This is a genomic window from Candidatus Eisenbacteria bacterium (assembly GCA_020847735.1).
In the GTDB taxonomy this organism is placed as follows: domain Bacteria; phylum Eisenbacteria; class RBG-16-71-46; order RBG-16-71-46; family RBG-16-71-46; genus CAIXRL01.
The window spans coordinates 52665-79051 of record JADLBL010000008.1; the positions used below are offsets into that span (position 1 = coordinate 52665).

Consider the following 26387-nt stretch of genomic DNA (forward strand, 5'->3'; position numbering starts at 1 on the left):
AGCGCTTTGCCTATTTCCGGACTGCCAAGCCGACGCCGGCCCTTTCCATCGAGGCCACGAGCTGCTTCACCATCGGGTCGATCTGTCTCTCCGGCGTATCGGACTTGGGGAAACTCGAGCGCGTTAGACCGGACCAGAGCAGCTTGCCGTCCGAGACGCGGTAGAGACGGGTCTCCATGTCGATGACGCGGGTTTCGATCAACTGGGTCTGATTGCGCGAATAGCGGGACCAGCTCTGGCCGCGGGAGGAGGCAAACTGTCCAGCCGGCCGGTAGTAGCTCCGCACGGTCTCGTCATCCATCACCTTGGTGACGAGGATTCCGTCGCAGTGCCCCTTGTGGACCTCCATGTCTACCCTCGCGCTATCGAGCAGGTTGTCGCCAACCATGGCGTAGCTGGCCTCTCCCTCGACCCCGCGGTCTCTAAGGGCGTCGGCGAAACGATCCTCAAAGACACGCCTCGGGTCGCCCGTACGCGTCGCGTGAATGACCATCACGTGGCGGATGGGCTCCGTCCCGGCCCCGGGCTCGTGCCACGTTCCGCGGAGCTTGGTCCCCGCGGCACAGCCGGTGACCGCCATCAGCCCGACGACAAGAAGACTCCCGACCACCAATGCCGGACCCTTCACGTGCCTCTCCTTCTGGCTTCCACCGGGGTTGGCGCCGTTTTCGACGGGCAGCCTCGCCGGCGCTGCGCTGAATCCGATCATGATCCGGCTGTGACAGGGTGAAACGCGCTGAAAACGAACGGATGCACCGAGCAAGGCAAGTAATCGGATGCAGAGCACCTGACGGAACCGGTACTCGCCCGTGCCGGCACCAAACACGCGCGTGAGGCTCTCCTCGAGATCGGGCAACGCCTCTCCCAGCGAGAAGACCCCAAGTTCGACAGTCGGCGCGGTACCGGCCGCCGCAGCGATTCTCACCTCCAGCCAGCCCGGTGGTGGCACGCTGTCGAGCAATCCAAAGATCAGCGCGCGCACGCTGAACGCGACCGCGCGCCGGTCCGCTTCGACGGCGCAGGATTTCGGGTGATCGATCAGGATGGCCCTTTGCCCGTCCTGCCGGGCGCCGGCGACATCCCGGATGATTCGCTCCAGCAGCGGAGTCAGATCGACGCGCTCATGCCGCGGCTCCGAAATGCGCGCGATCTCGGCGAGATCGTTGAGCAGATGCCGGGCCCGGGCGGCCTCCTCCCGGATCACCTGACCAGCGAACACGACGCCGCTCCTGCCACCGGTCCCGAACGCTGCAATCAGGGACTCCGCCTGCCCCTCGATCGCAGCCAGCGGCCCCTCCGTCTGCGCCATCAGCGCAAGGCCGGTCTCGCCCAGGGCGGCGAGCCTGCCCTGCTCCGCCGCCTGCGCCCGCGCCCGTCGGCTCGCGTCGGCATAGCCGCCGACGAGCCCGCCGATCAGGAGCAGAAGGACGAGTTCGACGGCGGAATCCATCACCCGCGAATCCGCTCGCGCGAGCTGCCGAAGGTGCGGGAGGTAGCCGATCACGGCGAATGCCGCGATCCCGATCCCTCCCCTGCTACCCGCCGCCATCGCGGCCAGGATGACGGGCAGATAGAAGAGCCGCCGCAGCGCGTCATGCACGCCGAGCTGGTGCAGCGCAGCCGTGTAGTGCATCACCAGGATCAACGCGACTGCGGCTGCACAGAGCGCCACGATCTCGACTTTGCGATGTTCGAGTGGAGCGGAAGGAGAGACCCGCTCCGCCAGATTCGCCATGTCGTGCTTCATTGGGTAGCCCTCCTCCTGACGGACTCGAACCGAAGAATCGCCAAGGACTAGATGGCTCGACGCTGCCGGCCTCAGTCGCGCCGGGCGTCCCTTCGCACGAGGGCCATGCCGCATTTGGGACAGTCTCCGGGCGTGGAAGCCGTGACGTCGGCGTGCATCGGACAGACGTAGGTGGCCAATGGGGCACTGGGAACAGCGGGCGAACCGTTCCCACCCGTCACGGCGGGAGCCGGAGCCGCGAGCTGCCCCGACGCCATCGCACGCCATTCCGGAATCGCCGCCATCCGCTTGATCAGGCTCTCCATGAAGGCCTGGTCTTCGAGCAGCGCGTCGGCGAGAAGCGCTCGACCGGTCTCGTCGGCGAGCACTTGATCGATGCTCTTGCGCAGCTTCTTCTCGGAGGCTGTCGGCTTCGGGGCACGGGACGTCTGCATCGCGCCGTGATTGTGACCCCCGCCGCCCCCACCTCCCATCATTCCGCACTGCGCGCGAGCCGGAGACGGCCCCACCACCACGACCACCAGCCAGGCACCCAGGATCCCTGCCGCCACTGAACGAAGATTCGGTACTCGCATCGGTACTCTCCCTCCTTCGCGTGGGCGCGCCCTCCGGCGGCCCGCGACACATGAGAACCATGTTGAGTCAGCTACCCGATTCGAACCCTTCAACTCTTCAGACTGCTCAGACCGTCGTCGCGGGCGCCGCAGGGCCCGTCACCGCGGCCGTGCCCTTCGCGTGCGCGTCCAGCAGCGCCCACCCCGGCGATGCGGGACCGTCGCTCACTTCCTTTCGCCGCCACAGGTAGTAGATCGCCGGATAGACGAGCAGTTCGAGCAGGAACGAGGTAACGAGGCCCCCGACCATCGGCGCGGCGATACGCTTCATGAGGTCCGAGCCGGTCTCCGTGGACCACATGATCGGCAGCAGGCCCATGAACGCAGCCGCCACGGTCATGGCCTTCGGGCGGACGCGCTTCACGGCACCGTGGATGATCGCCTCGACGAGATCGCCTGCGGTGTGCAGGTGACCGCGCGCCTTGGCTTCGTCGTGAGACAGGTCGAGGAACAACAGCATGAACACGCCCGTCTCCGCATCGAGACCCGCCAGCGCGATCATGCCGACCCAGACCGCGATGGAGATGTTGTAGTGCAGCAGGTACAACAGCCAGATAGCGCCAATCAGAGAGAACGGCACGGCGAGCATGACGATGCTCGACTTGAACGTCGATTTGGTGTTCATGTAGAGCAGACCGAAGATCAGCAGGAGCGTGAGGGGAATGACGAGCTTCATGCGTTCCTTCACGCGCAGCATGTTCTCGTACTGCCCGCTCCACGAGACCGCATAGCCGGTCGGCAGCTTCACGTTCGCCGCAACGGCCTGCTTGGCGCGCTCGACGTAGCGTCCGACGTCGGTCTTGGACACGTCGAAGTCGACATAGACGTAGCCTGTGAGCAGCCCGTTCTCGTCGCGGATCATCGACGGGCCTTCGACCAGGCGCACGTCCGCGATTTCGGACATGGGAATCTGCCCGCGTCCGCTTGGGAGCGGCAGGAGCACCCGCTTCAGGGCTTCCTGATCCTCGCGATAGTCTCTCGCGTAACGAACGTTCACGCCGTAGCGCTCACGCCCTTCGACGGTGGTCGTCTGATTGTCCCCGCCCACCGCGGTCATGACCATCATGTTCGCGTCGTCCACGGAGAGGCCGTATCGCGAGAGATGATCGCGATCGAGCACGAAGTCGACGAAGTAGCCGCCTGCGACGCGCTCGGCGTAGACGCTGCGGGTTCCCGGAACCTTTTGCAGGGCGGACTCGATCTCGATTGCAGTCTTCTGGATGACCTGCAGATCCGCCCCACTCACTTTGATCCCGACCGGCGTGCGAATGCCGGTCGACAACATGTCGAGCCGCGCCTTGATGGGCATCGTCCACGCGTTGCTGATGCCGGGGAGCTGGAGTGCCGAGTTCATCTCGTCGACCAGTTGCTCCTCGGTGATGCGGTCCCGCCAGAAGGGCCGAAGGCCCTTCTTGAGCCATTCCGGCGCCCAGCTCGAATACCAGCGGGGCTGTTCGCGCCATTCGGATTCCGGCTTGAGCAGGATCGTCGTCTCCATCATCGAGAAGGGGGCCGGATCCGTGGGCGTATCCGCGCGACCCGCCTTGCCGAAGATGGTCGCGACCTCCGGGAACGTGAGCAGGAGCTTGTCCTGAACCTGCAGCGCCTTCTGCGCCTCGGCGACCGACATGCCCGGCTGGACAGCCGAGGGCATGTAGAGCAGCGAGCCCTCGCGCAACGGCGGCATGAACTCGGAGCCGAGCGATAGGTAGATGGGTACGGTCGAGACGACGAGCAACAGGCTGGCGATCACCGTCGCCTTCGCATGGCGGACGACGAACCGGCACGGTCGCTCGTAGATCCGGTGCAGGAGCCGGCTGATGGGATGCCGCTCCTCCGAGTAGTAGCGGCCAACCAGGAGCTGCGTGGCGAGCCACGACAGCCACCGCGGCCGGAACGTGTACGGCTCGATGCGCGCGAAGAGCATCCGTGTGGCGGGATTGAAGGTGATCGCCAACACCGCCGCGATCGCCATCGCGAGGTTCTTCGAGTATGCCAGCGGCTTGAACAGGCGGCCTTCCTGGTCCACCAGCGTGAAGACCGGCATGAACGCAACCGCGATGACGAGCAGCGAGAAGAAGACCGACGGACCCACCTCGAGTAACGCCGAGAGCCGGACTTCGTGGAAGTCGCCCTTCATCCCGTCGGCTTGCCAGTGATGGATCTTGTTGTAGGCGTTCTCAACCTCGATGATCGCGCCGTCCACCAGCACGCCGATCGAGATGGCGATGCCCGCCATGGACAACAGGTTCGCGTTGAGTCCCATCATGTACATGGGGATGAACGCCAGGGCGACGCTGATGGGAATGGTGAGGATGGGGACCGTGGCCGAAGGGATGTGCCAGAGGAAGAGCAGGATGACCAGGGAGACGATGACCACTTCCTCGATGATCTTGTTCTTCACCGTGTGGATCGCACGCCCGATGAGCTCGGAGCGGTCGTAGGTGGTCACAACCTCCACGCCGGGTGGAAGCGATGGCTTGAGCTCCTGGAGCTTCGCCTTGACGCGTTTGATGACGTTCAGGGCGTTCTCGCCCTGCCGCATCACAACGATGCCGCCGACCACGTCGCCTTCGCCGTTGTAGTCGGCGATGCCGCGCCGCATCTCGGGCCCGAGCGCCACCGTGGCGACGTCCTTCACCTGGATGGGCGTGCCCTTCTCGGTCTTGAGCACGAGCTTCTCGAGGTCGCTCACCGACTTCACGTAGCCGCGGCCGCGAACCATGTACTCGCGGCCCGAGATCTCGACGAGACGCCCGCCCACGTCGTTGTTGCCCTTGCGTACGGCCGTGACTACCGCGTCGAGTGGCAGCCCGTACGCCGCGAGGCTCGCGGGGTTCACGGTGATCTGGTACTGGCGTACCTGACCGCCGACCGTCGCCACCTCGGAGACGCCGGGCACGCTCTGCACCGCGTAGCGCATGAACCAGTCCTGGTAACTACGGAGCTCGTCGGTCGAGTGCCGCCCGGAACGGTCGACGAGCGCGTACTGGAAGACCCATCCGACGCTCGTCGCGTCGGGTCCGAGTTCGGTCGTCACGCCCGCGGGGAGGCGCGACGAGATCTTGGAGAGGTACTCGAGCACGCGCGTGCGGGCCCAGTAGATGTCCGTCCCGTCCTGGAACACGACGTAGACGAAGCTGTAGCCGAAGTCCGAGAAGCCTCGGATGGCCTTGACCTTCGGCGCACCGAGCAGCGAGGTGATGATCGGATAGGTGACCTGGTCCTCGATGATGTCCGGGCTGCGGTCCCAGCGTGAGTAGACGATCACCTGGGTGTCGGAGAGGTCCGGCAACGCGTCGAGCGGGATGTTCTTCATCGTCCACACCGAGATCACCAGCGCCACCAGCGTCGCGGCGATGACCAGGTAGCGGTTCTCGGCGGAGAATCGGATGATCTTCTGGATCATGGCTTCTTCTCCGTCATGGCCGCGAGGGAGGCACGCAGCTGTGACTCGGAATCCACGAGGAAGTTGGCTCGCGTCACCACCTGCTCCCCTGCCTTCAGCCCGCTCTTCACCTCCACCTCGCTGCCGTTGCGCGCGCCGAGCTGTACTTCGCGGGGCGAGAACTTGCCCTCGCCCAGCGCGATGAAGACAACGTCCTTCGTTCCGGAGCGGATCACGGCATCCGCAGGGACGCGCAGGCCCGTGCGGTCGCGGCCCTCGAGCACGACGTCGCCATACATCTCCGGCTTCAACTCCAGCCCGCGATTCGCGAAGTGCATGTGGACCTTTGCCGTTCGCGTTGCCGGGTCGAGCAGCGGATCGATGAAGGCGACGTTTCCACGGAAGCTGCGGCCCGGGTAGGTCTTGACGGTCAGGACGGCAGGCATGCCGACATGAACCGATCCGAGATCGCTCTCGTAGGCGTCGGCCATGACCCAGACTTCGCTGAGGTCGGTGATCTCGTAGGGCGTGTCACCCACGTTGACGCTGGCCCCCTGCACCACATTCTTGGCCGTGACGACACCGCTGATCGGCGATACGAACGTCAGCGCCCGCGACGGAGTGCGCGTCTGTTCGAGCCGGTGAATCTCCTCGGCCGGCACGTCCCACAACTCGAGCTTGCGCCGCGCCCCCTCCACGAGCGCCGCGCCGCTGTTATCTGTCGAGCCTGCCTTGTTCAACGCGTCCCGCGTCTGCAGGGCGAGGACATACTCGTTCTCGGCGGCGAGCAACGAAGGGCTGTAGAGTGAGAAGAGCGGCTGGCCGCGGCGCACCGGCCTTCCCACGAAATCGACGAACATCTTCTCGATGTAGCCCTCCACCTTGATGTTCGTCTTGCGGACCCGAGTCGGGTCGACTTCGACCCTCCCGACGGTGCCCCAACTGCCCGAGACCGACCCGCGCGTCACGGGAGCAACGTGCAGTCCGATCAGTTGCTGCCGCGCCGGATCGATTGTCACGGTGGCCAGCCCGTCCACCGACGGCCCCCCGCCCTGCGCGTCGTCCTGGTAGACCGGGACGTAGTCCATTCCCATCTCGTCCTTGCGGGGTGTGGGCGACGTTTGGCTGGGATTCATGGGCGAGCGATAGAAGAGGATCTTGCGCTCGGCTTTGCCCGCGACGGCCGCCTCTTTGGCCTGTCCTTTCACTTCGACCAGCTTCATCCCGCAGATGGGACAATCGCCCGGATGGTCCGACGTGATCGTGGGGTGCATCGGGCACTGGTAGAGCGGTTTCTCCACGGAAGCCGACGTGCCGACGGGTGCCGCTCCGTGCTTTTGCATCGCCATCCAGGTCACGCCCACACCCAGAATCACTCCGGCGACGAGCAGCACGATCGCAACGGCCACGAGCTTCACCATCGGCTGCGACGACGCCGGCCTCGCCGTCCTGGTTTCCTTGGCCTCGAATGCGTTGTTCCAGTCGTTCACGATGTCCTCCGGGCTACATCTTCGGCATGGCCGACGAGGTGGATCCCGCGGCAGCCGCGGGGGGTGCGCTGCCGGCACGCGTGGGAGCCGAACCCATGCCACTGCTGCCGGACATGGACGCGCCTCCTATGCCACCGAGCGCCGGACCCGAGACCGGGTCGAGGCTGACTTCGTGCTGGGCGATGTCGATACGTTGGGCCGCGGCGACAGACTCGTAGAAGCCGACGAGGTCGGTCAGGTAACCGCTCAGTGCTTCGAGCACAGAGGCGAACGGAACTTTGCCGACTGTGTACTGCGCCATGGCGCTCGACACGGTGGCGTCCGACTGGATCAACAAGCCCGAGCGGTAAAGGCGGTTCGTCTCGAGCAACGCGGTGAGCATTGCTCGACGTTCCTCCAGCCGCTGCCGCACGAGCCGGCGGATGGTCTCCGCGCTACTCTCGGCCGCCTGACCACGCAGCCGATACTCGCGCACGGCATTGGACTGCTTGCTGCCCGCCCAGAGTGGCAGCGGCACCGACACGCCCGCCTGCCACATCGGCTCGAACTCACCGCCGCGCGGCATCACGCCACCGCTCACGGTCAGGTCCGGGTAGTACTCCTTCCTTGCGAGCGACACGAGTGCGCCCGACTGCTCGACCGCGAGCAGCGCCCTGTGCAACTCCGGGCTGCGGGCCTCGGCGTCGGCCGTTGCGCTCAACGAATCAGGCAGCGGAGGATCTGCGACTTCCCCAAGGGAAACGGCCGTGGGAATCACCTGATCCAGCGGGTGCCCCACCGAGCGGTTCAATACAGCAAGGCGACGCCTCTCCTCCGCCACGAGCGCCCAGCGCTGCTGCTGAAGCCGGGTTCGCTCGAGCTGGGCGCGCAGGACATCCGACTGCGCCCCTTCCCCGGTCTCGTAGCGTGATCTGGAGAGCCCTTCTGCTTGAATCCAGAGAGCTTCGAGCGTACCCAGGATCCGGATCTGGTCGCGCACGAGAAGCAGGTCCACGTAACCCCGCTCAACCTCTGCCTGCACCGAGAGACGAGCCCGCTCGAGGTCGGATTCGGACTGCTTCGCTCCCAATGACTGCGTCTTCGCACGGAGCGAGCGCTTGCCATACCAGGGGAATGTCTGCGCTCCGACGATGGACCAGTAGCTCGTCTCCATGGTCCCGATCTGCAGGCCCTGGAATCCGTCGTTCTGGACACCGAGCGAAAGTACCGGGTCGGGAAGTGCACGCGCCTGCGGAACCCGGGCCTGATCCGCCTGCACCGTCGCCTGCGCCTGCGCCAGTTCGGGCCGGTTCGCGAGGGCGTCACGCAGCAGCCCCGCAAGCACGGAGTCCCGTCCGAGTTCCGCACCGCCCGAGGCCGCGCTCACGGAGTGCACGAGCACGACTTGGAGGGAGAGAGCGAAACCGAGGGCGATCGTAAGCAGGCGCCGGAACGCCGGCTTCCGCCCGATACGTGGAATGCCCGCCATGGCCCCCTCGCTACTCGACGATCAGGCTGCCGGCGACCATGTCCATCGCGCAGGCGTAGCGGATGGCGCCGGGCTTGCGCGGCGTGAAGCGGACTTCGACCGGCTTGTTGAGGGGCAGCGGCTGCTTGATCCCGAACTCGCTGACGACGATGTCGGTCGCACAAGTGCGCTCGACGGTGCGGGTGACCACGAGACGCACAGGCTGGCCCGCTTTCAGGTGCACGGAGGCCGGCTCGAAGCCGTTCTTCGTCACTGTGACCACGATCCGCCGCTCCTGCCGCGTCGTGGTCGCAGCGCCCGCAGAAGTGGTGAGGGCAGCGAGGGTCGTCATGACCGCCAAGACGCCAAAAAGGATCTTCATGGACTTCTCCTGTCTGGTCGCAATGGACCAAAGGGTCGAACGAACGATCACAACAGGGATGGGGGGCGCTGCTCGAGCCGCAGGCTTGCCGGGACGCACCACGGGCCGAGGATCCGGCGCGACTGGAACGTTGAGCCGTCACACGCAGGGCATGCGTGTGCTCAACACGGCGGTCTGGGCGAGCTAGGCGGTGGCGGGCGGCGCGCGCAGGCCGTGCGCGCCGGGGTCATCCGGAAGTGGAGAACTCCCGACATCGAGCGCAGGGATCGTCTCCGAGACGATCAAGACCGGCGCGATGACCGCGGGGACGGCGAGCACCGCGAGGGGCGCCACCGTCGAAGCGTCAAGGACAACCACACCCGCAGCGGGCACCAGGATCGGAGCCATCTCGGGGCACACGCAGCCGTGCGGTGTCTGCTGATCATGCGACTGGTGATCAGCCGGGGTGGACGACTGCGAATCGCAGCACCCGTGCTCTTCGTGCGAAGCGACGGGCGCCGAACGCGTCTCCGATCCCAGGCACGCACAGTGCAACTGCTCGAGCGGCAGCAGCAGCGCCAGCGCGGCGGCAAGCACCAGATTTGGAATCGACAGACGCTTCATCGGCATCTCCGTCCGGGGGAGCCCGCAACGGCCGGCAACTCTGCCGACACGCATGGTAGCTCAACCCCGCCGATTGCAAGGGCAAGATTCGGGCCGCTGCCCGATTCGCCCCTCACCACCAGACAATCTGGTGGGGATAGTGCGCTAACCTCAAACGCGTTGCGCCACATCCCGGATGACGATTGCCGGCCTCTCAACTCTGAACCCAACCTGACACACTGACGGGCACTCCACCACAACTGGCAGGTATCGTTCGGCAACACGAACCCGCGAGCTCCCATGTCAGAGCCCCTTCGTTCGCAGCCGGAGTGCATTGCCGATCACCGAGACCGAACTGAGGCTCATGGCGGCCGCTGCGATGATCGGACTGAGCAGCCAGCCGAACGTCGGATAGAGCACGCCGGCCGCGATGGGCACGCCGAGGACGTTGTACACGAACGCGAAGAACAGGTTCTGGCGGATGTTGCCCATCGTCGCCCGACTCAGGCGCCGCGCACGCACGATGCCCCGCAGGTCACCCTTGACCAGGGTGACGCCCGCGCTCTCCATCGCGATATCCGCCCCGGTCCCCATCGCGATGCCGACCTGTGCCTGCGAGAGCGCGGGGGCATCGTTGATCCCGTCGCCGGCCATGGCTACGACCCGGCCGTCAGCCTGCAGTTCCTTGATCTTCGACGCCTTCTGGTCGGGCAGGACACCGGCGAGGACGTCGTCGATACCGAGTTGCCTTGCGACCGCCCTCGCCGTGGTCTCGCTGTCTCCGGTCAGCATCACGAGGCGCAACCCCTCCCCATGCAACTGACGGATGGCATCCGCCGTGGTGGACTTGATGGGGTCGGCGACACCGATCAACCCCGCGAGCGCCCCGTCCACGACGGCGTACATCACGGTCTGCCCCGATAGGCGGAGTTCCTCGGCCCGCGTGCCCGTCGCGCCGGGCTCGACTTGGGCTTCGCTCAGCAGCGCGGCGTTCCCCAGTTGCACGGCATGTCCCTCGACCTCGCCCGACACGCCCATCCCGGTCCGTGACGCGAAACCGGTGGCGTTGGCGAGTGCGATGGCCCGTTCCTCGGCGCCGGCGACGATCGCGGCGGCGAGGGGGTGCTCGCTGGCCCGCTCCAGGCTCGCGGCGAGCCGCAGCACGTCGGTCTCGGCCCAGGGAGCGATCGGGACCACGCTGACAAGCCGCGGCTTGCCCTCGGTGAGCGTGCCGGTCTTGTCCACGACGAGTGTATCGACGGTACGCAACACCTCGATCGCTTCGGCGTTCCTGAACAGCACGCCCATCGTGGCCCCGCGGCCGGTGGCCACCATGATGGACACGGGCGTGGCCAGCCCCAGGGCGCACGGGCAGGCGATGATCAGCACGCCGATGGCGTTGAGCGTGGCGTAGGCCATGCGCGGCTCGGGGCCCACGATGGCCCAGACGATGAACGTGATCGCCGCGACAATCACCACGGCGGGCACGAAGACCGCGGACACACGGTCGGCCAGCTTCTGGATCGGGGCGCGGCTGCGCTGCGCCTGCGCGACCATCTGGACGATGCGGGCGAGCAGCGTTTCGGCTCCGACGCGCTCCGCCTGCATGACCAGTGAGCCGGTTCCGTTGACCGTCGCACCGATGACGCGAGAGCCGCGGACCTTCTCGGACGGGATCGGCTCGCCCGACACCATCGATTCATCCACCGCGCTCTGGCCCTCGACGACCAGGCCATCCACTGGGACCTTCTCCCCCGGCCGCACGCGGAGTCGGTCACCCACGACGACCCTGTCGAGAGGAACGTCCTCCTCGGTGCCATCGGCCTTGATTCGGCGAGCAGTCTTCGGTGCGAGGCCGAGCAGGGCGCGGATCGCCGAACTCGTCCGGCTCCTCGCGCGCAGCTCGAGCACCTGACCGAGCAGCACGAGCGTGACGATCACCGCGGCGGCCTCGAAGTACGCGGCGACCCGGCCACCATGCTCCCGGAACGCGTTCGGGAACACCTGCGGCGCGACCGTTGCCAGCACGCTCTCCCCGAACGCCATGGAGACGCCCAGGGCGATCAGCGTGAACATGTTCGGACTGCGATTCGGGATCGACTGCCACCCGCGAACGAAGAATGGCCATCCCGCCCAGAGCACGACGGGCGTGGCGAGCACGAGCTGAAGCCAGGAGGAGACTGTCGTTCCGATCAGACGTTCGACGGGGCGCCCCGGCAGCATGTCTCCCATCGCGACGATGAGCAGCGGCACCGTGAGGGCAGCGCCCACCCAGAACCGCTTCGTCATGTCGGCGAGCTCTGGGTTCTCGGCTTCCTCGAGCGACACCGTTCTCGGTTCGAGGGCCATCCCGCAGATCGGGCATGCACCGGGGGCGTCGCGCACGATCTCCGGATGCATCGGGCACACCCACTCGGTCCTGGTGGTCGCGGCGGCCGGCTCAACGGGCTCCAGCGCCATCCCGCACCTCGGGCACGTGCCGGGACCGGCCTGCCGCACCTCCGGGTGCATGGGACAGGTGTATATCGCGGCGGACCCAGTCGGCGCAGCGGGATGAGTCGCGGAGGCGTGCAAAGCCGGCTCGGGCTTCGCGAGGTAGCGCTCCGGCTCCGCACGGAACTTCGCCAGGCAGCCCGCGCTGCAGAATCGGTACTCCACTCCCGTGTGAACGTGCCGGTGAGGCGACGTCCCCTTGACCTGCATCCCGCACACGGGGTCACGAGAGGTGTTCACCGCCAGAGCGTCGTTCACGGTATTCCTCCCTTCTGGATCATCCGCTCACCTGAGCTCGAGGGTGGCGAGCTTCACCTGAGGTGACATTCCGGCCTCGGTCCAGGCGATCAGGGTGGTCCGTCCCGACGTCAGCACGCGCGGATACCCGCTCGATCGGGCCGCCGACGTCCGCGCCACGGTGATCGCGGCGCCGGGCGCTCCGGAAGCGGAGACACGCCGCGTCCGCACCAGAGCGTCGTGGCCACTGGATTCCAGCCAGGTCACGAGCACGGAGCCGTCGGAGAGAAGCGTGACGCTGACCCGGCCGAGCGCGCTGCCCTCGTCAATCCGAACTGGCGGTTCGAAGTGCCGGCCAGCATCGTCAGAGAATGCTACGTAGACGCGGGGCGAATCCGCCGCGGCCGTGTACCACGCGATCGCCACGTGCGACTGCTGCGCGGCGAGCGCCGGCCCGCTCACGGGACACCCGGCGATATGCCAGTCGTCGGAGTGAACAGGTTGTGGCGACGACCAGCCGTCCGCCTCTCGGCGGGTGACGTAGATGTCTCGCACCTCGTCGGAGCTTCGGTCGCGGTAGGCCACCAGAACGCCTCGGTCCGTCACGACCGCGGCGGTCGGGCAGCAGTCGCACGTTCGGCTGTCGATCTCGCCCTCATTCCGCAGCCGTCCATCACTCGCGATGGACGCGGTTCTCAGGGTCATGTCCGGCATGGGCCCGGGCGATTCCTCATCGTGGCCCTCGGTCTTGCGGCCATCGAGCCAGACCGCCAGCACGCCGCCGGTATCCGCGACAAGCGAGACGAAACCGTGCTCGCTCGCTGTGCCGTCCCGATGCGGTGTGATGGGCCTGCTCCACGTCCGACCGGCGTCTGCCGATTGGCTCACGCGAACATCGTACGCGTACGTCCCCTTGCCGCTGCGCCACAGCCAGTGAGCCGCGATCCGATCGCCTCCGAGCGGTCGGATGCTCGGCACGTCCGCCCAGTTCACGAAGAACGAGTCGCCGACGGCGATGGTGGACGCCTTCGACCACCCCTTTCCGTCGAAGATCGCGAAACGGAGCGCCATGCTCTCGCCGCCCGCGGGCTCCAGCCAGCTCAGCGCGAACCGGCCGTCCGGCATCGTTGCGAGATACGGTTCACGGCTGCCCACCGGTGCAGGGGAGGCAAGTGGATTCGCGCCCGGGAGTGCAGCCACGACATTCGCGGTCACCGCACGGGCTTCCGGCTGGAGGACAGCGGTGGAGAACATCAGGGCGAGCAACGTCACGACACCCCACCGCATGAGTTCATGCGGTGGGGGCGTCGTGCGGGATGGCGTTGGGAGCGTCACGGAATCCTCCACTTTGGCGTCCGCTTCGTGCGCGACGCTGACCACTACTTCCCGCCGGTAACGGACTTGAGGGCACCCAGAACGGTCTCCAGCTTCGCGTACTCGGCCTGCGTCCCGCTCAGGTTGCCGGCGTCGCCGAGCTCGTCGAGCTTCGTGGCGGACGCCTTGACCTGGGCCACCATGCCGTCGAGCTTCGGCGCGCTCGCCGGCGATGCCGCCTTGGCCTTGTCCGCCAGCGCCACGACGAGGTCGCGGATCCCGAAGGCGAGGTGGTGGACATCCTTGAGCTGGCCGTTCTGGATTGCCGCCGTCAGCTTGGTCTGCTCGCCGGCGATCTGCGTCCAGATCTCGGGGATGGTGCCTGCCGGCATCACCATGTCGGGTGACATCTCGTGTCCAGCCTCGCCGCTCGGCGCGGACGCCGCGGGCGCGGGCTGGGAAGATGCCGCAGGCGCATCCGACGAGCCCTTGTTCGAAGAGCAGCCCGCCACGACCATCACCGCCATCACCATCGCAGCCGCTGCTGCGACCAAGACCCACTTCTTCAGATTCACGTTCATCCCACTCTCCCGTCTTGGAGGACACGGCTTCGTGCGCCCGCGGATCGAGCGCACCCCTACGACTCTTCCGAGGCTCCCGCCAGGTACTTCTCCGCCGACTTCCGTCCGAACCGGTAGAACACCGCCGGCGTCACGATCGTATCGAGCAGCGTCGAGCTGATCAGCCCGCCGAGGATGACCGTGGCCACCGGGTAGAGGATCTCCTTGCCCGGCTCGCCCTTCGCCAGCACCAGCGGGATCAGCGCCAGCCCCGCGGTCAATGCGGTCATCAGCACCGGCACCAGCCGCTCGAGCGAGCCGCGCACGACCATGTGCATGTCGAACTGCTCCCCCTCGTCCTTCATCAGGTGCAGGTAGTGCGAGACCATCATGATCGTGTTTCGCGAGGCGATGCCCGTCAGCGTGATGAATCCGACGAGCGAGGCCACCGAGAATGTGCCGCCGGTCAGGAAGATGGCCACAACGCTTCCGATGAGCGCCAACGGGATGTTGAGCAGGATCTGCAGCACGATCGGCACCGACCGGAAATGCGCGAACAGAACGAGGAACATCGCCGCGAGCGAGAACAGGCTCAGGATGCCGATCAGGCGCGTCGCGGACTCCTGACTCTCGAACTGGCCGCCGTACGTGACGAAGTACCCCGTGGGCAGCGAGACCTGCGCCCCCACCTTCTTCTCGATCTCGCCAACGACCCGGCCCAGGTCCCTGCCGCTGACGTTGGCCGAGACCACGATGCGGCGTTGGACGTTCTCGTGCTGGATGACGTTGGGTCCCCGCGATTCTTCGATCGTGGCGATCGCGGAGAGCGGCACCTTCGCGCCCGAGGGAGTGTCGATGAGCGCGTTGCGGATGGCCTCCAGGCTCCCGCGGGAGGCATCGTCGAACCTCACCATCAGGTCGAATGTCCGCTGCCCTTCGAGAACCTGTGACACGACACGGCCGTCCAATGCCGTCTCCAGCGCCTCGTTCAGGTCTCCGACGTTGAGGCCATACCGGGCGAGCGCCACCCGGTCGCCCTGGATCCGCACCTGTGGCACCAGCACCTGCTTCTCCGTCTGCAGGTCCACCACACCGGGCACGGTGCCCATGACCGCCTGGATCTCGGCGGCCTTGGCGCGCAGCAGGTCCAGATCGTTGCCGAACAGCTTGACCGCGATCTGCGCCCTCACACCCGAGAGCAGGTGATCGAGCCGGTGCGAGATCGGCTGGCCGATGTTGGAGAACACGCCCGGGATCTCGGCCAACCGCTGCCGAATATCGCCGAGCACTGCTTCGCGGCTCCGCTTGGAGTGACGGAAGTCGACATCGATCTCAGTGTAGTGCACGCCCTCCGCGTGCTCGTCGAGTTCGGCGCGACCGGTGCGACGACCGGTCGAGATGACCTCGGGCACGCTCAGCAGCTGCTGCTCGGCGATCGTGCCGATGCGGTTCGACTCGCTGAGCGACGTACCGGGGGCCGCGATGACGTTGATCGTGGCCGTCCCTTCGTTGAAGGGCGGCAGGAACTCGCGGCCCATGAGCGGCACCAGCGCGGCCGCCGCGAGCACGAGCACGATCGCCCCGCCGATCACGACCTCCGGGTGGGGCAGCGTGAAGTGCAGCAACCGCGTGTCCCACTTCTTCAGGTGCCGCACGACGAATGAGTCCCGCTCCTCGGCCATGACCTTCGCCTTCGGCAGGAGATACAGGCAGAGCGCCGGCGAGACGGTCAGCGAGACCACGAACGAAGCGAGGATCGAGACGATGTACGCCACCCCGAGCGGTGCGAACAGGCGGCCCTCGATCCCGCTCAGCGCGAAGAGGGGCAGGAACACGAGCACCACGAGGATGGTGGCGTAGACGATGGAGTTCCGGACCTCGGATGATGCCTTGTAGACGACCTCGAGGGCCGGCCGCGGCTCTGCCGCGTGGCGATTCTCGCGCAATCTCCGAAATACGTTCTCGACGTTGACGATTGCGTCATCCACGAGTTCGCCGATGGCGATGGCCAGCCCGCCCAGCGTCATCGTGTTGATCGAGATGTTGAAGATGTGGAACACGACCGCGGCTGTGACGAATGACAGCGGGATGGCGGTCAGCGTGATCGCGGTCGTGCGGAAGTTGAGCAAGAAGAGGAACAGCACGATGAGCACCAGGATGGCGCCATCGCGGAGTGCTTGCTCGACGTTTCGGATCGCCGCTTCGATGAAGTTGGCCTGCTTGAACAGGGGCCGCATCTTCACGTCCTTCGGCAGCGAAGGGCGAAGCTCCTTGAGTGCCGCTTCGATGCTCTTCGTCAGCTCGATCGTGCTGGCACCCGGCTGCTTCTGGATGGAGAGGATCACGGCCGGCTTGCCGTTGACGCTGCCATCGCCGCGCTTCACCAGCGTGCCGACCCCGACGCTGCCGACTTCCCTGAGCAGCACCGGCACGCCGTTGTGCGTCGCCACCACCGTGTTGAGCAGCTCATCGGGATTCCGCAGGCGCCCCAGGTTGCGGATCAGATACTCCTGCGACTGAGCTTCGAGGTAGCCGCCCGTGGTGTTCTCGTTGCTGGCCCCCACCGCCAGCTCGACGTCCTTGAGGGACAGGCCCAGCGCCGCGAGACGCTGCGGGTTCACCCGCACCTGGTATTGCTTGACCCCGCCGCCGATCGGGATGACCTGCGAGACGCCCGGGATGGTCAGCAGCCGCTGCCTCACCACCCAATCCGCCAGCGTCCGCATCTCCATCGGCGACGTCGTGCCGTCGGTGCTCTCCAACCCCAGCAGCATGATCTCGCCCATGATCGAGGAGACCGGCCCCATCGCCGGTGCGACGCCCTTGGGCAGGTGCTCCGCGGCGAGTTGCAGCTTCTCGCCCACCAACTGGCGATCCCGGTAGATGTCCGTGCCCCAGGCGAACTCGACCGTCACCACCGACAGCCCGATGCCCGACGTGGAGCGCACGCGCTCCACGCCCGGCGCCCCGTTGAGCGTGGTCTCGATCGGGAGGCTGACGAGGGTCTCGACTTCCTCGGGGGCGAGGCCCGGGGCTTCGCTCATGACGGTCACGGTCGGACGATTGAGGTCCGGGAACACGTCAACGGGCAGCTTGATGAGCACCATGCCGCCGTAGATCAGCAGCAGCACGGCTGCCGCAATCACGAACAGCCGGTTGCGCAACGCGAAGAGGATGATGCGATCGAGCATGGGTCGTTCCCCTCAGTTTCCGAGACTGACGACCGGAGCCGTCAGCAGGGGATAACCACCCGTGGCGACCACCCGGTCGCCGGGAGCGAGCTCGCCGGTCACCACGACGCGCGCACCGAGGCTGGTCCCGAGCGTGACTTCGCGTGCCGTGAAACGCTCGGGCGCGGTGTGGACGAAGACGAGTTTGCGTCCGTCCTTCTCGAATACGGCGCTTCTCGGGATCACCAGCGCCGATTCCACTCCGCCCTGCTCGATGCCGACGTCCACCAGCGCCCCGATCCGCAGCCGGCCACCGGGATTGGGGACCTCGAACCACACTTCGATGGCGCCCGGTACCTCGCCCTGCGTGACCCCCAGCGCGACGCGCCGGCCCGCAAGCGACAGGTCCGGCATGGTCTGTGACGTGATCACCGCATGCGTCGAGGCCTGGACGCTGGCGATGTCCGCCTCGTACACGTCGGCATGCACCCAGACCACCGAGGGATCGAGCAGGGTCATGAGCCTCTGCCCCGCCTCGACCAGTTGGCCGTTCACGACGAACACGCCCGTGAGCACGCCCGTTATGGGCACGCGAAGCGCGAGGTCGTCTACGACCCTGAGCTGCGCGATCGACTGCCCCTTGGTCACGCCCTGCCCCAGCACCGGGGCCTGCCCACCGGCGAAGAAGATGCGCCCCGACTGCGGGGCCACGATCTCGATCTCGCCGCCTCCGCGCGGAGCGACTCGCCCGAGCACGCTCAACCGCCTCTGAACCGGCCGGCGCGCGAGCGGCTCGGTACGGATCCCCATCAGGAACTGGGATTCCTTGGCGACATAGACTTGCGCGCCGGGACCGACCGGAGCGCCGGACGCTGTCGGCGCATCGTCGTGGCCCTCGTGCGCACGCGCGGTGGGCGCGAGCACGAAGCACAGGATGAGCGATGCCGCGACCGCCGGCGTGCGTCGACGCGCCAGGAGGACCAGTCCCGCGAGCAGAGCGACCGCGAGACCGAGCAGCCACAGCCACGGCCATCCACCCTGTGACGGGCGGGCAGTGTCCGCATGCTCGCGGCTCACCTCGAGCCCCGAGAGCGCGAAGCGTTCCTCCCCCTTTGGATCCGCAACCGTGACCAGCACCGTATACGAACCCGTGTCAGCCGGCGCCTGGAAGGAAGCCGTGTACACGCCCGGGCGCGCGGTCGCAGTCGCGGCCCCCGACCACAGTTCACGTGCCTCGGATCGCAGGACCAACCCGACCTTGGCCCCCGCGACGGGCGCGTTGGTCATGAAATCGCTGAGGTAGAGATCGAACTCGCTCTTGAGGCCGGGCGTGAGCGCGTCGTTCTTGAGCACGACTTCGTAGCGGTCCGACTGTGCCGAGAGCACGTGCCGGCTCGAGATCGCGGCGGCACCGGTCCCCGGCGCCGCGTCATGCCCTTCGTGGGCGTCCGCGACCCGGGCCAGAGTGCTTCCCGCGAGGAGGAGCACCAGGAGCGTGGCGAGGCGTCTCATCGGGCACCTGCCGCGTTGAGGTGAGCCAGATCGAGCCCGACCGCCGCTTCCAGTTGACCACGGGCGTCCCAATAGGCCTCACCCGCCTCCAGTTGCCCGAGCAACGTGTCCACGAGTCGTCCCTTCTGCGTGAGGTAGGAATCGAGCGAGATGCGTCCGTCGGTGTAGGCCTCGCGGATCAACGCAAGGTCCTGCCGCACGTGAGTCGATCGCTCGAGGTAGAGCCGGTAGAGCCCGGCGGCGTCCTCGAACCGCCGCACGGCACCCAGCACTTCCATCTGCGTCAGCAGGCGATAGCGGTCGTACTCCGCCACGCTGCGACCGATCTCGGCGGACGCCCGGGCGCGACCTGCCTGGTTCTTCTGCCACAGGGGCAGCGGAGCGCTGATGCGGGCGGTCCAGAGGTTGTCCGTGGAGCTCGCGCCTGAGATTCCACCGATGATCGCGGGATCGCCGCTGAAGTCACCACTGGAGAAGGAGCGGCGGTCCCTCGTCAGTCCCAGTCCCAGCGTGAGGTCTGGTCGTCCTTCGAGCTCCGCCACCCGGAGTTCCGCCTGGCGCTCGGCGATCTGGCGTCGGAAGACGTCGCCGGCTGCGCGCACCCGCAGCGCCGATGCCACGACGGAATCCTCGGGCGCTTGCAGCGAATCCACGCTCACCTCGCCGCTGAGGCGGATGGAGTCGGGAAGCGCCCGGCCGATCGCGAGGCCAAGCGAGACAAGCGCCTGACGAAGATCACTGCGCGCGCGGCGGCCCTGCGCTTCCATCCGGAGCAGGTCCAGCTCCGTCAGGCGTCCCGTCACGGGCGTGATGGAACCGTCCCGCACGCGAGCCTGCGTGGCCTGAACAACGTGGCGGTCCAGATCGGCCAGTTCGTCTGAGAGGACGAGGCGATCCTGAAGGAAGAGCGCACGCTCGAAACGCGCGCGGATGTCCGACTCGAGCTCCTGCCGTCTCGCGCTCCATTGCGCCGCGGTGGTCAGGGAGCGTGAAGTGGCGGCCGACTGGCGCGCCGAGCGCTTGCCCCAGAGCTCCAACTCCTGGCTGACGCCGAAGTCCAGCGTGCCCTCGGAACCCGAACCAAGCGTCTGGCCGCCCCGGGCCGTCTGTAGCTCGAGTTGCGGATTGAACGCGGGAACTCCGGCGAACGCCGAGTCGGCTCGCGCAACGGCAAGATTCCCTGCGGCGACGCGCAGGTCCGGATGCGAGTAGTAAGCGATGGCGAGCGCCCGCTCCAGCGTGAGAGGGCTCTCGAGGGGCTCGAACGAGCCGCTTGCCGAAGGAGTCACCGTTGCGCTACCTAGGTCGGATTGAGCGAGGGAGCGCCTCGCAGCTCCCGGCACGAGGAGTGCAGCGCACGCGATCGCGAAGAGGCGATGCGTCAGCCGTGAAGACATTCCATTTCCGCCTTTCCGTCAGGGCGCGATGGCACCTGACTCGCATTCCCGCACGCCATTCCATATGGCGCGCCTCGTCCTACGTCAGGACCAGAACGGGATGCTAGGCGAAGTAAGGAGGGCTACGCGGCGACTGCGATGCAGTCGAGGGATCGGGCGGCGAAGCCGATCGGGCATCCGGTTCGAGCCGGACGAAAGCACTCGGAGCGCCAGCCGTCGCCACGCTCGTCGCCACGACGGCGAATGACGTGGCCGCGGACACCGGGGCGTCGATGGAGACCGAGCCTGGCGAGGTGGCAAGCGGAAGCTGGATGTTCCCGCAACAGCAGCCGTCCGAGGGGGACGTCGGCTTCTGCATGGGACCGGACTCGGGGCAGCAGTCGTGATCGCCGTCGTCGTGATGGTCGGCAACTGCGGTTACGGCGGCCGCCTGCACGGGCATGAACGCGCAATGGCCCAACTCGAGCGGCATCAGCACCGCGACGAGAAGAGTCAACATCACGCGCAACCCGAGCAAGAGCTTCATCCGACCAGCACCTCCATGGATACTCGACTTCCAACAGCATTGACTCCCCAACGACCGACAGTCAAGGCTGTTATCGGCTTCTGATGCCCGTTCCGTAGGGTTGGTGCATGAAGTCACACGGGCCTGACGCGGCCCGGGCAGGCTGCATGCATCCTGCGGAGTCCCTCAGGCGTGCGCCTGATGTCCATTCACCTCATGCCTTGCCCAGCGCCCGCTGAAGGCGTTCGCGTGCTTCGCGCATCGGGCCTTCGAGCCCGGCCGAGTGCGGCGCGACCTTGAGCATGGCCTCCGGATCCAGGATCGAGACGACCGCGCTACCCTCATCGTCCTGTCTGACCACGACATTGCAGGGGAGCAGGAGCCCAACTCCCGGATCCGTGCTCAGCGCCTGGTGAGCCAAGGTCGGGTTGCACGCTCCCAGGATCACGTAGTTGGGAAAGTCCACGTTCAACTTGGCCCGGAGAGTTGCCCGGACGTCGATCTCCGTCAGTACGCCGAAGCCTTCTGCCTTGAGCGCCGCTTCGATGCGCCGTCGTGCATCCTCGTACGAGATGCCCTTCAATGTGCGTGTGAACCCGTATTCGGTGTCCAGCATGAGCCCGCCTCTCCTACTTTCCGCTTCGTCCCTTCGCGAGAAACCAGACAAGCACGATCAGGAGTGCAATCCCGCCGATCCACCACAGGACCATCTATCCGCCCTGCCCGTAGCCACCCATGTTTCCCATGTTGCCCATGCATCACTCCCCCGTAGGCCTAGAAGGCCCACATCAACTCGGCGATCGCGCTCTGGTCCCGAGACGCACCGGTCGACTTCAGGAACTGGGTCTCGAGCGTGAGCCGCACCTGAGTCTGCACCCAGAACGATACGCCCATCGTCGGCCCGTCGGTCGTTTCAGCGTCCCCGACGGGGACGGCGCGACTGGCGTAATCGTAGCGTGCGTATCCGGCCCACCGTTCCGCGAGCAGGACCTCGCCGAGCAGGAAGCCCCCCTTTGAGGCCAGGGACTTGTCGCCGGCCGGCTTGTCGGTCCCCCAGAGAAGCCCAAGTACGCCCTTGGTCTTCGGTCCGTAGGCATTGGCGAAGAGCGCCACTCTGTCGTAGTCCAGCGAAACCTGGTCGGGAGTTGCCTCGATCTTGCCCCTGTAGCCGAACCCGCTGAGCGCATTGCCCTTCTCGCCAATCAGGTACTCGGCGCTAGCATAGAGATCTGTGTGGCCTGGGCCGACGAGACCCTCGATCTGGGGCTGGCCGGCGCCCACATACGCGTTCCAGCGCGGCAGGTTCACCGCGCCGAGCTCAACTCCTCGCAAGAGCACCGCGGGCGCCCAAGGGCTATTTGCTCGCGAAGGCATCTCAAGGACCACCGGCGCCGACAGCGGCATTGCCGCGCCGACGCCGTTGAACAGGATCGCGAACGGAACGAGCTGGCCGAAGCGCACGGAAGCGAAACGCGGGCTCCATGATGTGTTGAACTGGGCGTAGGCCTGTTCCACCGCGACGCCACCGCCCTCGATATCGAAAGCGAAGTTAGCGAGTCCGGACCAGTGCTGATCGAGTGGTCCCCCGATCCAGCCATCGATCATCCCCGAGTGAAACGCGGCCTGCTCGTGATTGCGCGCCTCGAAGGTGTGATGTCCCATGACGGTCAGGTAGTGCTGCCATTCCAGCGGCAGCACCTCGCCCAGCGGCCGCTCGGTGGCGGCGACCGGAGGCTTCTCGGCCTCTCGCGTCCCCATGACCATGCCCGCCTGCGGTGTCATCCCTCCCCGCTCCTCGCGAAGGCCGCGGCGGATGTAGGAGTGTCCGTCCTCATTGAGCTCGGGCAGACGGAAGTGACACATCTGGCACTTGGCCGACTCGCGCCGCGCGAAGGCGGGCACCGCCTGAGAACTCCGGACCCGCAGAAGAGACAGGCCGGCACTGACCAGCAGCAGGCACAAGAAGCCAGTCGCCAGCTTCATTCGATTCTCCTGCGCGCGGGGATTCCGCAGCGCATGCGGGGCGTCGAGCATCAGTACTTGGGAGGCGCGGGCCGTCGGGTGCATGTTCCCGAGGAGTGCTGGATGCACTCCACTCCGAGCGCGTGATAGGCCAGATTCATGCCACCGCGCTACCGCTAGAGGCGGGCTACCAAGTGCAAGCGAGCACAACAGATGGGGCCACCAACACTTGATCCGGCGAGGCCTCACGACACCGGAGCAGGACCACCAACGGAGAAACCTGCACACGGCGAAGCAGGATCTTCAATGCGATCCCGAGTGAGTGCCCCCGACCTCGGCTGCTCACACGACCCAGAGAGCAGCGTCAGCCCACCATTCTGCAGTGGCAGTAGACGAACTCCTGTTCGCTGCCCCACGGAGTCAGGTGCATTTCCTCGCAGCTTTCGACCTTCTCGAACGGAGAGCCGAACTCACCGTGAAGCTCGTCGGGGCTGTATCGCGTGACCTCAAAGCCACTGCACTGCTTTGGGCCATGCGGCCCGAACGTGGCGACCACGATGTGTCCGCCTGGCTTCAAGGCACGTCGCACGGCTTCGACGTAGCGGCGGCGGGCCCCGGTCTCGCACAGGAAGTGAAACACGGCCCGATCGTGCCAGAAATCAAGGCAGTGCTCCTGGAGCTCTATCTGCGTGATGTCCGCGACCACCCAACTCACCTTTGCGGCTCGTGGGCCGAGTCGCCTCTTCGCTCCTGCGATGGCGGTCATCGAAATATCGAGCACCGTGAGATCTGTGAAGCCACGATCGAGCAGGTCGTCCACGAGGGTGGACGCGCCCCCGCCTACATCAATAATCGCGGCCCTCGCTTCGAGATGAGCGCCCTGGATGAAGGCCAAGGAGCGCTCGAGGTGCGGGCGGTACCAGCTCACTCGGTCGGCGGCTTTCTGGTGATAGATGGCATCCCAATCTTCCTGCTCGGTCATCTGAAGAAGCCCCCTCATCGCACGTCGCGTTCAAGCTCTCAGGGCTTGAGCGGGAGTTTCGGTGTGCAGTCTGCGCACGCAGGCATTCGAGCCCGCCGGACAATCAATACCGCGCTCAAGACGACGGAAAGTGTCGTGACTAGCGCAACCAGTGGCTTGAGGAGCCCCAGTATCGACGAACCGAAGAGGGAGAGGTAGACCGCCAGCATCGGCGAGCCGCAGCAACCGATCAGGAAGCAGCCGGCTCCGTAGAGAACGCCGAGCATGGTCACACCGCCGACGATGCCCTGTGCCGCTTGTCTCCGCTGGCGGATGGTCAGCGCGAGCGCGAAGACGGTGAAGGCAGCCGCGAGCGCGTAGGAGTAGCCGAACCAGTAGTCGCCCTGCCCGACATACCGCGCCCATGCGGATTGGTCAGGCGCGCCCGCGACATGTACCCAGTGCGACGCGACGTGGGCGTGCTGCCAACTGAGGACGCCAAAGTGCAGCCCCAGCGTCGCGGCGAAGGCGAGGGCCGCCAGGGCGAAGTCCGACCGGCTCACCGCACCGCCTCGACCCTTTCGGCACGTACGATGTAACGACCCGGCGTGGACTGCTCGAGGCGACCCGACACGCGCACGGCGCTTGCCGTCTCGGGCATTGCGCCCGCGAAGGCAACCGGTACCTCGTAAGAAGCGCACCCGAGTTCGCGGCAGGAGCGGTACTCCGCCTCGTCGATTACCGTGAACATGTGGCCTTCCGAACCAATCTCCGACACCACGCCGCGGACCGTGATGCCCCTGCCCGCGTAGCCCTCCGGCGATTTCGCGAGTTGTTCGACCCCGATATCAGCAGGCTGCGCCGCCTTGGCGAGAGGTTTGCGGTGGCAGCCGGCGAGCGTGAAGGAAGCGAGCAGTAGGACCACCGCGCCTCGAGCAGTTGCTTTCACGACTTCTTCCCTCCCAACATGATGGGGCTCGAGTGGCAGCCGCACCCGCTCCCGCATTCCGGCTCGGGGGCACGGTCCTGAACATAGGGCTCGCCCGTGGCGAGCGAACGTTCAGCGAGCGACAGTTCCTTCCCCAGGTACGCAGCGTGGTCGAGCCGAGACACGATGCCGCGGGTGATCACGGTCGCGACCATTTCGTCGGAGCGCACACCCTCCACAACGAGGGAGAGCACGCCGTCGTTCTTGTAGTGCTCGAGCACGATGACTCCGCGCGCGCGGTCAGGCAGCACGACGAAGTAGCCCTTCGGATCGAGCACCAGCCGAGCAGGAGGCTCTGCCCAGATCGGCGTCGGACCTACCCCAGCCGTCTCGGCCGGCCGGCGACTCTTCGACGGCGGCAGCGCTGCGACCGAGGCGAGGACGCCCGGCAGATCCTCGGTTCCGATGCGGTCGACGATGGCGATCTCGCGGCGGAACGTCTCAACGGCCTCCCGGGAGACGTTCTTGATGACCGGCCGCCGCCCCGGGGCCCCGATGATGAACCCCCGCTCATCGAGACCGTTCGCGACCAGGCTGAGCAGGCTCTGCCCAGGCAGGTGTCCGATCCGCTGCTGCGAGTCGGCCCCGCAGAGCAGCAGTGTGGTCAGGTTCGAGTTCGCCAGCACGTTCGTGAGGATCCGCTCGATCCCGAGGTTCTCGGTGTAGACGGCGCCGACGATTGCCACGCGAGCAGGTGCCGCGGTGGCGATGGGTTCGACCAGGTGTTCCGACGTGAGCACGCACACCGCCACGTCGCCTGCGGCATCGAGGACGCGGAAGTTCCCGGGATAGGGCGGCCATCCGGCCCGACGCTCGGGAATGTCGGTCGGGCACGCCGAATCCGCCTCGATCGCGGCTTCCGGGAACTCCTCGACGGCCAGGTTGAGTACATTGGCGGGCCAACACACGGTGCAACCGAGGCAGTCGTACTCGCTGGGGATCAGCCGCGAGAGCCCCTCGGTCACGACGGGCAGCAACTCGCGCGTCGCCTCGGCCGGCAGTGAGGGCATGACCTTGTGCAACTGTTCCACCGTGCCACGGAAGCACCCGCAACGATGGCACTTCTTTGCCGCGGTGGCGGAACGCAGGTCTGCGAGTAGCGTGGTCAGACGCTCGGCTCGCCCGGGCATCGCGCTCACCCCCTCGCGCTCGGGAGCAGGTGCGCCTTCTGGATTCCCAGCAGGCACTTGCCGTCCTCGCGCAGCCGGAGCCGCTTGCGCAGTTCAGCCCGGTCTCTCTTGACGTGATCGGCCGGAATGCCGGCTACCGCTTGAAGTACGAGTGAACGGAACGCCAGTCGATCGTCGGCAACCCGGTAGTAGATCCAGCGTCCCTCGCGCCGGCTCTCGAGAAGGCCCGCCGACCTGAGTGCCGCGCAGTGCTTGGAGACGTTGTACTGGGATTCCTCGAGGCTGTCGGCCAGCTCGCAGACGCAGAGCTCCGTGCCGCCCTCGAGCAGCAATCGCACCAAGCGCAGGCGCGTCGGATCGCCAAGCGCCTTGAAGACTGTCGCAAACTCCTGCATCGTGCCTCCCATGCTCATATGCGCAACTGGGCATATTATGGAGCTTGAGCTGACCGCGGACAAGGGAAGAGGGTGGACCGCTCCTAGGTGCGCGATCTCCAGCCGGCAGCCAG

21 protein-coding genes are annotated in these 26387 nt (G+C 66.5%); all 21 read right to left on the minus strand.

The window, feature by feature from the left end:
• Positions 1-10: 10 nt before the first annotated feature.
• The 21 genes from IT347_03890 to IT347_03990 all read right to left on the minus strand — a co-directional run bounded on the left by IT347_03890 (position 11) and on the right by IT347_03990 (position 26274).
• On the minus strand, positions 11-1747 hold the full coding sequence (locus tag IT347_03890) for a HAMP domain-containing histidine kinase (GenBank protein ID MCC6348719.1): 1737 nt from the start codon (positions 1745-1747) through the stop codon (positions 11-13).
• Between the two features lie 71 nt (positions 1748-1818).
• Positions 1819-2322 carry a hypothetical protein gene (locus IT347_03895; GenBank protein ID MCC6348720.1) on the minus strand — a complete coding sequence of 168 codons (504 nt, stop codon included), beginning with the start codon at positions 2320-2322 and terminating at the stop codon, positions 1819-1821.
• A gap of 106 nt (positions 2323-2428) precedes the next feature.
• On the minus strand, positions 2429-5770 hold the full coding sequence (locus IT347_03900; protein MCC6348721.1) for an efflux RND transporter permease subunit: 3342 nt from the start codon (positions 5768-5770) through the stop codon (positions 2429-2431).
• Positions 5767-7170, minus strand: a complete 1404-nt coding sequence (locus IT347_03905) for an efflux RND transporter periplasmic adaptor subunit (protein ID MCC6348722.1) — start codon at positions 7168-7170, stop codon at positions 5767-5769. Before IT347_03905 ends, IT347_03900 begins: the two co-directional genes overlap by 4 nt.
• An 82-nt stretch (positions 7171-7252) precedes the next feature.
• Positions 7253-8707 (minus strand): TolC family protein, encoded by a 1455-nt coding sequence (locus tag IT347_03910; protein ID MCC6348723.1) that lies wholly within the window; start codon positions 8705-8707, stop codon positions 7253-7255.
• Positions 8708-8717: 10 nt separating this feature from the next.
• The gene (locus IT347_03915; GenBank protein ID MCC6348724.1) at positions 8718-9068 is read right to left on the minus strand and encodes a cupredoxin domain-containing protein; all 351 of its coding nucleotides are present in this window, start codon (positions 9066-9068) and stop codon (positions 8718-8720) included.
• A 183-nt stretch (positions 9069-9251) separates the two neighbouring features.
• Complete coding sequence (locus IT347_03920; GenBank protein MCC6348725.1) at positions 9252-9671, minus strand: hypothetical protein; 420 nt, start codon at positions 9669-9671, stop codon at positions 9252-9254.
• Between the two features lie 282 nt (positions 9672-9953).
• Complete coding sequence (locus tag IT347_03925) at positions 9954-12353, minus strand: heavy metal translocating P-type ATPase (protein ID MCC6348726.1); 2400 nt, start codon at positions 12351-12353, stop codon at positions 9954-9956.
• 75 nt (positions 12354-12428) lie between these two features.
• A complete protein-coding gene (locus IT347_03930; protein ID MCC6348727.1) occupies positions 12429-13646 on the minus strand; it encodes an exo-alpha-sialidase in 1218 nt (405 codons plus the stop codon).
• 113 nt (positions 13647-13759) lie between these two features.
• Positions 13760-14275 (minus strand): hypothetical protein, encoded by a 516-nt coding sequence (locus IT347_03935; protein ID MCC6348728.1) that lies wholly within the window; start codon positions 14273-14275, stop codon positions 13760-13762.
• 56 nt (positions 14276-14331) lie between these two features.
• Positions 14332-17445 carry an efflux RND transporter permease subunit gene (locus IT347_03940; GenBank protein MCC6348729.1) on the minus strand — a complete coding sequence of 1038 codons (3114 nt, stop codon included), beginning with the start codon at positions 17443-17445 and terminating at the stop codon, positions 14332-14334.
• 12 nt (positions 17446-17457) lie between these two features.
• Complete coding sequence (locus IT347_03945; GenBank protein MCC6348730.1) at positions 17458-18936, minus strand: efflux RND transporter periplasmic adaptor subunit; 1479 nt, start codon at positions 18934-18936, stop codon at positions 17458-17460.
• Complete coding sequence (locus tag IT347_03950) at positions 18933-20333, minus strand: TolC family protein (GenBank protein MCC6348731.1); 1401 nt, start codon at positions 20331-20333, stop codon at positions 18933-18935. Before IT347_03950 ends, IT347_03945 begins: the two co-directional genes overlap by 4 nt.
• Positions 20334-20436: 103 nt before the next feature.
• The gene (locus tag IT347_03955) at positions 20437-20859 is read right to left on the minus strand and encodes a hypothetical protein (GenBank protein MCC6348732.1); all 423 of its coding nucleotides are present in this window, start codon (positions 20857-20859) and stop codon (positions 20437-20439) included.
• A 193-nt stretch (positions 20860-21052) separates the two neighbouring features.
• Positions 21053-21454: a DUF302 domain-containing protein gene (locus IT347_03960; GenBank protein ID MCC6348733.1), complete on the minus strand. Its 402-nt coding sequence runs from the start codon at positions 21452-21454 to the stop codon at positions 21053-21055.
• 158 nt (positions 21455-21612) lie between these two features.
• Complete coding sequence (locus IT347_03965; GenBank protein MCC6348734.1) at positions 21613-22821, minus strand: hypothetical protein; 1209 nt, start codon at positions 22819-22821, stop codon at positions 21613-21615.
• Positions 22822-23164: 343 nt separating this feature from the next.
• Positions 23165-23782 (minus strand): class I SAM-dependent methyltransferase, encoded by a 618-nt coding sequence (locus tag IT347_03970; GenBank protein ID MCC6348735.1) that lies wholly within the window; start codon positions 23780-23782, stop codon positions 23165-23167.
• Between the two features lie 38 nt (positions 23783-23820).
• The gene (locus tag IT347_03975; protein ID MCC6348736.1) at positions 23821-24324 is read right to left on the minus strand and encodes a hypothetical protein; all 504 of its coding nucleotides are present in this window, start codon (positions 24322-24324) and stop codon (positions 23821-23823) included.
• The gene (locus tag IT347_03980; GenBank protein ID MCC6348737.1) at positions 24321-24686 is read right to left on the minus strand and encodes a hypothetical protein; all 366 of its coding nucleotides are present in this window, start codon (positions 24684-24686) and stop codon (positions 24321-24323) included. Before IT347_03980 ends, IT347_03975 begins: the two co-directional genes overlap by 4 nt.
• Positions 24687-24706: 20 nt before the next feature.
• Positions 24707-25888 carry a DUF4346 domain-containing protein gene (locus IT347_03985; protein ID MCC6348738.1) on the minus strand — a complete coding sequence of 394 codons (1182 nt, stop codon included), beginning with the start codon at positions 25886-25888 and terminating at the stop codon, positions 24707-24709.
• A complete protein-coding gene (locus IT347_03990) occupies positions 25885-26274 on the minus strand; it encodes a helix-turn-helix transcriptional regulator (protein ID MCC6348739.1) in 390 nt (129 codons plus the stop codon). The genes IT347_03985 and IT347_03990 overlap by 4 nt, the downstream gene beginning before the upstream one ends.
• Positions 26275-26387 lie beyond the last annotated feature (113 nt).